Below are 7,889 nucleotides of genomic sequence, written 5' to 3' on the forward strand. Positions count from 1 at the left end.
TCAACGGCGAGCGACATTATCTATGGCGGGCTGTCGATCATGAAGGCGAAATCCTGGAAAGCTTCGTCACAAAGACACGTGACAAGAAAGCCGCATTGAAATTCTTAAAGAAAGCAATGCGTAAGCACGGCAGGCCTGACATGGTCGTGACGGACGGGCTGGCATCGTATGGCGCGGCTTTGAAGGAGATTGGCGCTGCAGGCAGACAGGAAACCGGTCGCTGGTTGAACAACAGGGCCGAGAACTCATATCTGCCGTTCCGACGACGAGAGCGGGCGATGCTGCGTTTCAGGCGTATGCGAAGTTTGCAGAAGTTCGCCGCCGTCCATTCTTCGGTCCACAACCACTTCAATCAGGAACGCCACCTTTACTCACGATACAATTTCAAACTTAACCGAAGCGCCGCTCTCTCCGAGTGGCGCCAGCTTTGTTCCGGACAAGTTCGCGGTTTCGGTGGCAATCTGAGACTGGTTCGAATTCGTCTGACAGAACCCAGCCAACAGTTCTTCTTGTAAAACATGACAAACCCAAGGTCATTTTATGTCATTGTTATGACCACTCTGTGACCGGATTGCGGCACAGGAAATCAACTCTTAGGATTGTCTAATTTTATTTCATATTTTCAACACCATACATGCCTTCGGCGCGCCTCAAACTGATGGTAAATAAATCATCCAACCATAGTATGAAATCATATGCACTTGAGTGAAATTTTGATGAGTTGTTCGAAAGTAACCCGGCCAAGTATTCATTACTTATCGAGACAGTGTTTGGTGTCTCGGTAATGTAGAGAGTAAGCCGCGTGTATGTGTGGCCTAATGTGTAAATAGTAACGAGTAAGTATGGCGCGCCATGTGTTTTCTGTCTGACGACAGCGGCTTTCATTGCGAAGGTTCAAGTGGTTTCGGGTCTCCCCTTCCGAAACGTAAACACTTGAACCTTCCAGAGCTTCGGACGCAGAGCGAACTGGATGACCGCGCAGGTTGCCTGACAAAGACATCCGCGTTTCAATCATTTTTGCAAAGTGTCTGCGTTCGCATCCCGGCTCTGCCGGGTCGCCGCCCACTGCAAAAACGCGTGGCTCCATTTGATCAGTGAGTGGCGCAACCGCCGGCTTCCAAAAACTGGGAGACCAACTGCTTTGAGCCCAAACTGGCCGTTGAATACTCGTACATGTAATGGAACCAAAACCGGCCTTTCGCCGCGCAAGCTTCAGACGTCTCAATTACGGGAAAGGCCGACTCCGGCTGTCCTAAGGCCTGCGTTTAAAAAGAATCGATGCGTGATTCTGAAAACAACTCCCCACCTTCGATGAATCGCGGTTTCCAAACGCGCGCCAATCAAGGCAAAGATACGACCAATTCTCGCTAAAGTTGCGACAATCGAATGTTTTTTATGTGTTTTGACATATATTTAACACAAATTCGTCAGTTTCTCGCCTAGATTGAAAACAACTTTAAAGGGTGTTTAATCGCTGCCGAAACGACGGGATGTGTATAGGCCCAAGGCTCTTCAGCCGGTGCCTTAACTCCCAAATGGCTCGCTAACGATGAACAAAACAAGGGCATCGCCCAAAACTGCGAGCGTTCGGGGATGGACGGTTCGTGGGAATAACAAACAGACGACTAAGGGGATACAAAATGAACAACATCATCGCATTCCAGCGCAAAGCCAAACCACACGCACGCATAGCGGTCAAAAAGATGACCGACAACGTCATTTCCTTCGTTGACTGGAGAGCCGGGCCTCGCCCGATCCGAACGCCAAATGGTGTCTTCTTCACTACCGAGAGTTTGCGTTTTTCCGGGAACGCCGCTTAACACTTGCTGTCCACAGGCTCCCTACAATCTAATCAGTCACTCGCTGACATCAATCTCTCCTCGCAGGAAAGGTATCCACATGAACATCTCATACATTGAAATTGCCCGCACAAACCGCATCGTTGCTTTGGAGGCACTGCGCAGAAAAAAGAATAATTCTGAACATGGGAGCGACGACGTTCTATGCCTTCAAAGCATACGTCAAAAACGTCAAGCGATGCCCGTATTTAGGTCCACACGAATTCATCGTTTTGATGAACAACTTGCTGCTTGATCACTCCGAATGCGCCACAACCACATTCGGTCTTGTGAAGGAGAAAACCTCCAGTTTAGGAGGGCGGATAGGGTCCGAAGGAGGTTAGTATTCCGAGGTATTGCGCTACGAACGCCGGTACCGAGGCATGTCTGGTCTCCTTTGAGTAGTACGCCAAGTGGAAAGGCAAAGGAACGAGATGTAGACTGCCTAAATTTTGCCACACTTCGATTACAGGCTTAAAATCGTACCTTTCACTAGAAAAGCGTAGAGAATGTAACATGAGTTCGTGGGGGCAGTGAATGAGAGGAGTTTATTTTGACCGGTAATAAAGAGTTACAAGAAGATACTGTCGCTCAGGTTTCGACTTCACCAATGCAATCAGGAACGATTAAGTGGTTCGATCCCAAAAAGGGTTTCGGATTTGTTGTAGCCGATACAGGCGGGCCAGACATACTGCTTCACGTAAACGTGCTGCTGAACTTTGGTCAAAGGTCTATCGCCGACAAGGCACGAGTCGATTTTTTTGCACAAGAAACGAGCAAAGGCGCCCAGGTCGTTCGCGTTGCGGCGATTCATCCACATAAAGGTTCTGACGCCGATAACTTGGCTACAATAGATTGCAATGCTGATTGGGATGCAGATGCTTTCGCCGATGTACCGCTTGAACCTGCACGGGTTAAATGGTTCGACAATGGAAAAGGGTACGGTTTCGCCAATGTATTTGGCAGGAATGACGATGTGTTCGTGCACGTTGATGTGCTTCAACGGTCGGGGTTGTCGGATCTTCAACCGGGTGAAGCGCTGGCAATCGGCGTGGTTGATGGCGAACGTGGCCAATTGGCCGTCAAGGTCCACTCTTGGGACACTTGTTGGAACACAAGAGAACAACCCAGTAGCGCTTCTGATCTTCCCAGTGTGAAAAATTCTGTAGATGGACCACAGGCGAAGGGGCGTGACGCCCACGAGCTCCGGAGATGTGATGGGCTGGCCGCCAATTGGCTAAGAATAGCCTGAAATCTCGTTCAGCGACGAGGGCTTGATGAAAGAGTTGAATGTCCGTTTTGTCTCTCGGTTACCCGCGGTCAACATCGGACCAAAACTCTTCTACCAAAACCGAACAGTTTCGTGGCTGATGTCGATGCCACGTTCGTGTATAAAGTCTGCAACATTCCGAGGTGAAAGAGAAATCCGAATAGACATCATGACCGCCAGTCGGGTGATCACGGTACTAGCTTTGAAATGGTGGAGGGCGAAGCGTCTTGTCATCACAGTAAGGTACGAAACTATGCCCGCCTTGAGCCGGTGTTGCCCGATAGAAACCCTAATCGCACCCAAAAAAATCAACAGTTCCGCCTTCTTTTATTCGAACTTGAGTGCGATGCTCTGGACGAAAGATCCCAACTTCTAGGAAACGCCTTGTATCAGACTAAAATTACCGGCGATGTCACAGTCGCCATGCTACGAGCGTTCGTATGCATGGGGCGCACCCTAAATCTGTCCCAAACGTGTCTCGAACTCGATACAACTCGTCAAACCGTCCGACGCCACATAAGGGATTTGGAGCTGATCAAGGGCGAACCGCTTTTTGATTTAGTAGATAGGCAATATCGGCTGACACCTTTTGGCCTGTCATCCCTTGAAGAAGCAAAATTTTTACTTCTCAAATTGGAAACATGGGCTGGCCTGTCCAATTTGAAGCGGGATTCATCCAGTGGATTGGAGAAGCTTCAGTACACTGACAGCAAAGGAAGAGTATATCGCTCTGAACAGCACTCGATCTCTCAAATCGCCATGAACGGCTTGCCGATTATTAAAAAAACCTTCGTAGCATGGGGAAACGCTGAGGCTCAGTTTGAAAGTGAGGCCATGGAGAAAATTTGGCCTTATGCGGTGCTGTTTCGCAAAGGGCCATCGGGTTGGGTCTTTGTCCGTGTAGGCAGGGAGTCGGCATATGCTCGATGGTTTGGTTGGGCGTGGTCTAAGAGCGCGATTGGCAAGTTAATCAGTGATGACAATATTGGCGACGAATATAATGAGTTTAGTTTGGGTGCTTATGCTCGGATTTACGATGAAGGAGGTGTTCGTCTCGATCATATTTATGCTCACTTGGAAAAGGATGGCGGCGAACCCAAACCTGTAACCTTCCAGAGATTGCTTCTAGGAGGCATGTTCCCCGATGGGACACCTGGCTTGATTGTTCTTGCCGCACTGACAGAACAGATCGAAATTCAGTCATTAGACACAGCCGATCGTCCTCAGCTAGATAGGGACCTGATAATGGACAACCCGCCTGAACTTTCCGGATAAGTGCTTTAAAAGACACATGCAAATTCTAGATTGAGCAATAATTTGGGGTTTTATGCAATGATCTTGCATAACTATCATTTTGTTGTGCTAGCGTTGCCTTTGGCACAGGCATAGCAAAATTCGGGGTTCAAAATGTCAGTAAGAAGCATTGTTGATATGGCGGATAACATTTCGGGCATCATTAGAGGCCTCGAGGTCCTCGGTATGCGGGTTGAAGTTGGGGACGATTTTTCCGTCTACCGTTCTTATCGGAGTTTTTGCACGGATCGCAGTGAACTAAGTCCAGTTTTTGACACAACCTGTTCGTTCATTGATGAATCAAACGGCTTTTGGATTTGCGGCTTCGACAGAGATGACGAATTGGTTCACACGCAGGCTGCTCGGTTGCTGGACCTTTCAGGTATTTCCCTTGGCAAACATTTGGACATGCACCGCCATAAGTACATTGTACCCGATACGACTCCAGATCCCGATCTGACGTTCTTTAGTGGCCCTGAAGCGCTCAAGTCCGTCACAGGCTCCGTTGGTTACCATGGAGATTTTTGGTTACCGGCACGTGGGCTCGGTGGGCCTCGTAGCCAAGGAGCGACGAGTTTCCTGTCTCGCTTGCTTTTTGAAATTCTCCATCAAGCTTGGAGACCGGACTTTGTTTTTGCTTTCGTCCCAAAACAATTGGCAGCCAAAGGTGCTCAGCTGCGCTACGGTTACAGTCACTGCGAACCCGGAAAGTGGATTGGGCCGGATCAACTGGTTACCAATGAAGAATATTTGGTTTCTATGAGTGCGAGCGATATTCAAAATGTAGTTGCGAGCGAGGTGCAGCCTCTTCAACTCTCGGGTCAGGTTTCCTCGATTGGTGTGTCTCTGACATCAATAGAATCCAAAAACTGATCTTGCACTCAATTTGCTTGGTGTCGGGACCCATTGGTTTCGACGTGAAGGCGTAGTGCATTCAAAGTGTGTGGCTCATATAGGACTTTGTTCAACCACTGGGGGCGGTGGAGCGACCAGAACATCTTCGCGACGATCATGGTAGGTACCGCCGCCAAGCACAGCGAGGCAAAGAAGGTCACTATTGATGCAGCCTATTTAAAAGCGCACAGCACAGCGAACAGTTTGGTGGCATGAACACCAAATTGCGTGCCATCTGCAACAGTAATTGCAGCCAACCAACTTGTTCGTCACCGCTGGGCAGGTAAGCTCAGCCATCGCACTTTTTCTGCGCTCGAATACTAATACCCGTTTGTCGACATTTTTTGGCCAAATTGATTTGACTAAATTCATGCGTAGGAGCTGCCATGAATACAATTTGTCTGTTTGACCTTTCTCTTGCCTTGTCCTGCCCACCTGCAGGTTCCGTGAACGTGTGCTTTGGAAAAGCCGTGGAAGGCCCAGGTGGGCGTTGGGTTCCGTGTGCAACCGAGATTTCAGAAGGGGTGTACTATTCCAGTCTCTTTCGGGTTGGCCGAGGCCAAAGGCAAGTCTGTGTCTCAAACCGCCCGTTGCGGAGCACTGATGAGGCACTTTTGCGGGCGATTGAACTTGCATCCCACGCAGCGGCTTAATAGCTCAAGCTTCGCTCCCACATCAATCATGTAGCGAAGGGCGCTTGTCATTAGAGCAGTTTACATTTGATTTTGGCTCTGACGAGGTCCGAAATAGGACGCTAGGTGCGTACCGTTTAATTGGAAAGTTTCGGTAAATGGAGTCGGTAGGTTGTGTACTCGTTGGCGTCTCAATTGGCCAAAAACATCAGTCTGCCGGAGGAACTTTCAGTGCGTTCCAAAACACGGCGCAAAGTATCAAGGACCCACCCACGATACTGGTATTTGGCGGTGTTTCAGCCAGAAATACCCACGCTAGGAAAATGGCCGCTGGGACTTCAACTGTACCCAGCAGACCAGCTTCAGTGGCGCTAATCAACTGTAGGCCTTCGATCAACAGAATTGACGCCGTAGCGACGGACAACCCAAACGCTGTAAGCAACATTGCATCCTGGAAAGAAACGGCAAATGGATCGCTAAAGATCAAGCCAATGAGACACACCTGAAAGCCACCAACCGCAATGGCAAACACAACAGGCGTGTCCTTGAAGACCCGAACTAGAACCATTGCAAGGCCTTGCATCAAAATCATCAATATGGCTAGCGTGTCACCCAGAAGATTGATTGAACCCAAGCTGCCACTTACCATGACAAGAACTCCGATCGCACTTATCACTATCGCGAATAGAGTGACGCGGCGGACCTTTTGACGCATAAAAACCCACTCGATTAATGCGGTCACAAAAGGAATTGCAGCGACGACGACGGCAACATTTGCCACATAGGTCAGTTTGAACGCGGCGACAAAAGCAAGACCCGAGCCAGCTATCAAGCTTGCCAACACCCAACCGCGCCACCCAAGCTTAAATGGCGCTTCCGCTGAACTTCGCTTCGCTTGCAAGTATACGTATCCGACGATCAATATACCACCGATGAGACCGCGCCAACTGCCAACGACCCAAACGTCACTTTCGATCGCCTTGGTCAACACGCCAGCCAAACTAAACGCCAGCGCGGACATTACGACAAGTAAAATTCCCAACCAGCGTATTTGTCTCTGGTGTTGAGCAGATAGTGTAACAGTCATACGTTGGAACACCTTGTACCTAAGCCGGCTGTGACCCGCCTTAAGAAACCCCTATAGAGTGTATTGTTTAGACTGGTTGTATTCGTTGATTTCAATTTGGACAAGCGCAATGACAGGTGCTGTCAGACGGGCTTGAACTGACCTCAATTTCCCACAAACTACCGGAGTTTGTGCCGAACAGGGTGCTGGCGAACTAATTCGAATCAGTCTCCACAAGGACTGTGGCACTGTCCACTAGTTCGCGCAGAAACCCCGCCACTCAGCAAGAGCGGCGACGCCGTTGAGTTTAAATTTGTTTCGTGAGTAGACGCTGAGTTCCTGACAAAAGTGATTGTAGGCGGAGGCGAGACTGCATGCCAATTTCTGCAAATTTCGCATACACCTTAATCGATGCACGGCCCGTATTCCTTGTCACTACGGAAGGCGTGAATTTTCCGTTCGGTTGTTCAGCTATCGGCTGGTTTCCTATTATTGTGCCCAGCGAAGGTCTGGTTTAAGCGGCGATTTCGTCATCGTTCGCGCGATGACCCTTACCAGGACTTGCACCCTCAGGTCCGTTACCACCACCATTGTTTCCCTTCCGCCCGCCGCCTTTGCCGCCGCCGCCTGTGCTATTGCCTCCTTTGCCGCTGCCGCCTGCGCTACTGCCGCCACTGCCTCCGCCTGTACTTTCTACCCCTGTGCTGCCTCCGTCTCCGGTGCTTCCACCGCCTGAACTGCCGCCAGTTCCGTTTCCTGAGGTGCCCCTAGTTTCCTAGACGCCTGCCTCGTTCATCTTCTTCTGTTTGATTTCATAGTTAACCGGCGACAGCATACCGTTGTTGGTGTGCTTGCGTGTCGGGTTGTAGAACATCTCGATGTATTCGAACACGTCC

At 49.7% G+C, this 7,889-nt stretch carries 7 protein-coding genes; 5 read left to right on the plus strand and 2 right to left on the minus strand.

Annotation, left to right across the window (positions count from 1 at the left end; all coding sequences use genetic code 11):
* From ABJD00_RS03400 to ABJD00_RS03420, 5 genes are all read left to right on the plus strand, one after another.
* Positions 1 to 515: IS6 family transposase (locus ABJD00_RS03400; RefSeq protein ID WP_413857700.1), on the plus strand; the 515-nt coding region annotated here is incomplete at its 5' end.
* A 1,125-nt stretch (positions 516 to 1,640) separates the two neighbouring features.
* Positions 1,641 to 1,820 (plus strand): hypothetical protein, encoded by a 180-nt coding sequence (locus tag ABJD00_RS03405; protein WP_413849404.1) that lies wholly within the window; start codon positions 1,641 to 1,643, stop codon positions 1,818 to 1,820.
* Positions 1,821 to 2,391: 571 nt separating this feature from the next.
* Complete coding sequence (locus tag ABJD00_RS03410; RefSeq protein ID WP_413849406.1) at positions 2,392 to 3,090, plus strand: cold-shock protein; 699 nt, start codon at positions 2,392 to 2,394, stop codon at positions 3,088 to 3,090.
* Between the two features lie 225 nt (positions 3,091 to 3,315).
* Positions 3,316 to 4,383, plus strand: a complete 1,068-nt coding sequence (locus ABJD00_RS03415) for a helix-turn-helix domain-containing protein (protein WP_413849408.1) — start codon at positions 3,316 to 3,318, stop codon at positions 4,381 to 4,383.
* 156 nt (positions 4,384 to 4,539) lie between these two features.
* Entirely contained in the window at positions 4,540 to 5,274 is a 735-nt protein-coding gene (locus ABJD00_RS03420; protein WP_413853695.1) for a hypothetical protein, read from the plus strand.
* 861 nt (positions 5,275 to 6,135) lie between these two features.
* Here the strand turns inward: ABJD00_RS03420 and ABJD00_RS03425 are convergent.
* Together ABJD00_RS03425 and ABJD00_RS03430 are read right to left on the minus strand one after the other, a co-directional pair.
* Positions 6,136 to 7,014, minus strand: a complete 879-nt coding sequence (locus tag ABJD00_RS03425) for a DMT family transporter (protein ID WP_413849412.1) — start codon at positions 7,012 to 7,014, stop codon at positions 6,136 to 6,138.
* 754 nt (positions 7,015 to 7,768) lie between these two features.
* On the minus strand, positions 7,769 to 7,889 hold a 121-nt coding region (locus ABJD00_RS03430), incomplete at its 5' end, for an IS3 family transposase (protein ID WP_413828751.1).

Origin of the sequence: Tateyamaria sp., from assembly GCF_039945315.1 — a bacterium.
Lineage (GTDB): Bacteria > Pseudomonadota > Alphaproteobacteria > Rhodobacterales > Rhodobacteraceae > Tateyamaria.

Excerpts from the sequence above, each read along its gene's own strand:
- ABJD00_RS03405 (WP_413849404.1), top strand. The coding sequence starts at position 1,641 with ATGAACAACATCATCGCATTCCAGCGCAAAGCCAAACCACACGCACGC.
- ABJD00_RS03415 (WP_413849408.1), top strand. The coding sequence starts at position 3,316 with ATGGTGGAGGGCGAAGCGTCTTGTCATCACAGTAAGGTACGAAACTAT.
- ABJD00_RS03420 (WP_413853695.1), top strand. The coding sequence starts at position 4,540 with ATGGCGGATAACATTTCGGGCATCATTAGAGGCCTCGAGGTCCTCGGT.
- ABJD00_RS03425 (WP_413849412.1), bottom strand. The coding sequence starts at position 7,014 with ATGACTGTTACACTATCTGCTCAACACCAGAGACAAATACGCTGGTTG.